Here is a 2,113-nt window from a genome sequence, read left to right as displayed (position 1 = left end):
CGCGATGGCGCATGCCCGCGAGCCCGTGGGTCGAAGGACGTGCGTGCTGGGTATCGAAGCCCTTGCCGTTGTCGATCACTTCGATGACCACATGGTTGCCGTAGTTCTTCATCACGATGCTGGCCTCGGTGGCCTGCGCGTACTTGCCGATGTTGGTCAGGCTCTCCTGCACCATGCGATAGGCCGTGAGTTGGTTGTCCTCGTCGAGCTCGACGGGTTCGAGCACCATCTCGATCTCCATGCCCGAGTGCTCGGCGAACTCGCGTCCGAGGATCTCCAGCGAGGCGACCAGGCCCAGATTGGACAGCGAGGAGGGGCGCAGGTCCTCGATGATGCGACGCTTGAGCGCAATGCCGCTGTTGAGCAGCTCGTTCAGGTGCTGCAGCCGCTGCGTCGCGTCGGGCGCGTCGTTGAGCCTGGATTTCAGGCGCGCGACATCGAGCTTGGCGGCCGTCAGCAGCGAGCCCAGCTCGTCGTGCAGTTCGCGCGCCAGGAACCCGCGCTCGGACTCCCGCACCTGCTGCAGGTGGGTGGCCAGTTCGGCCAGCGTCGCGGTACGCTCCCGCACCTCGCCTTCGAGCGCATTGCGTTCGCGCTGCAGCGCCTCCTGCTGGCGCTCGCCGGCCGAGCGCAACGCATGGGTCTGGCGCAGGTAGAGGTAGAACGCGGCCAGCCCCGCGAGCGCCACCAGCGCGATGCCGATGCGGCCGAAGTGCAGCGAACTTGCGATCTGGGCCTGCCCGCGCGCCAGCTCGTCGTTGCTGGTCGCAATCAGCGCCTGAACCTGGCCGCGGATGGCCTCCATCTCCTCGCGGCCGACATCGGTCGTGATGACGAACTTCCAGGCGTCCTCGTTGCCGCTTTGGCGCAGGCGCACGCTCATTTCCATCTCTGCGAGCTTGCGCGCCACGTGCTTGGACAGCTCGCCCAGCTGCGCGAGTTCGTTCGGCCGCCCTGCATAGAGGGCCTGGAGCGTCGCCAGATGGCCGTCCACCTGCTTCAGCGCGAGGTCGTAGGGCTCCCGATAGCGGGCTTCGCCCGTCAGCAGGAAACCGCGCTGCCCGGTTTCGGCATCGAGGACGTTCTGCAGCATCAGGTTGAGCACGCTGCGTGCCTTCTGCGCGTCGCTGACATCCTGCAAGGCGCGGTACGACTGCTGGTAGCCGGCCTCGTTGATGCCCACCAGCGCCAGCGCCGCCAGTGCGGCGAGCGTGAGGCCGAGGGCCATCTGGGGGAAAGCTATCCAGCGCATGAGGTTTCCGGGCAATGCCTGCAGTTCAAATTCGGGAATAATCGGAGTCGTCCAGGGATCGGCATGTTGCGACGCAAAAGACGGCAATACAACGACGAAGGTAACAGATGATCAAGATCGGGATTGCGGACGACCACGCCATCGTGCGTTCCGGCTTGCGCCAGTTTTTCTCGGAGCACGTCGATCTTCGCGTGGTGGGTGAGGCGGCCAGCGGCCGCGAAGCGATCGAACTCGTACGGACCACCGAACTCGATGTGCTCGTGATGGACCTCTCGATGCCGGGCCAGAGCGGCATCGATGCGCTGGCCATGATCCGTGCCAAGGCGCCGGACGTCGGCATCCTGATCCTGAGCGGCTATCCCGAGGAGCACTATGCGATGAACCTCATTCGCCAGGGCGCCAGCGGCTACCTCAACAAGGAGTGCGAGCCGATCGAGATCGTGAATGCGATCCGCACCATCTCGCTGGGCCGGCGCTACATCACGCCGGCGGTGGCCGAACTGCTGGCGCGTCAGCTCGACCGCAAGGACAACGCGGCGCCCCATGAGCAGTTGTCGGAGCGTGAGTTCCAGGTTTTTCTCAAGCTGGCCAAGGGCGAAACCGCGGGCGACATCGCCAAGACGCTGTCGCTGTCGGTGAAGACCGTGAGCACCTACCGCACGCGCCTGATGGAGAAGATGAACCTGTCCTCCAACAGCGACCTGACCTACTACGCCCTCAAGAACAAACTGATCGACTAGGCTCGCCCCCAGGTTGCCCGCACTTCGTGTCGGGCGCCCACCCCCTACCGGGGGCAACACCAGCGGCCCGGCGAAGCCGGTTCCGCGGTGTTTCACCAACGGGCCTGGCTGCGCCGGCCGA

The 2,113-nt window shown here is 65.5% G+C and carries 2 protein-coding genes; one reads left to right on the top strand and one right to left on the bottom strand.

Features of this window, described 5'->3' with window-relative positions; translation table 11 throughout:
- On the bottom strand, window positions 1-1,252 hold a 1,252-nt coding region (locus AC1D2K_RS33840), incomplete at its 3' end, for a sensor histidine kinase (RefSeq protein WP_478094706.1).
- A 107-nt stretch (window positions 1,253-1,359) separates the two neighbouring features.
- Between AC1D2K_RS33840 and AC1D2K_RS33835 the strand changes: the two genes are divergently transcribed.
- Entirely contained in the window at window positions 1,360-1,992 is a 633-nt protein-coding gene (locus AC1D2K_RS33835; protein ID WP_478094704.1) for a response regulator, read from the top strand.
- Window positions 1,993-2,113: the final 121 nt, after the last annotated feature.

The sequence above is a fragment of the Variovorax sp. P1_H12_2 genome (assembly GCF_056405335.1).
The sequence above is the reverse complement of the archived record's forward strand: the minus strand, read 5'-3'. Positions and strand labels throughout refer to the sequence as shown.

Coding starts and splice junctions, on each gene's coding strand:
- AC1D2K_RS33835 (WP_478094704.1), top strand. CDS start 1,360: ATGATCAAGATCGGGATTGCGGACGACCACGCCATCGTGCGTTCCGGC.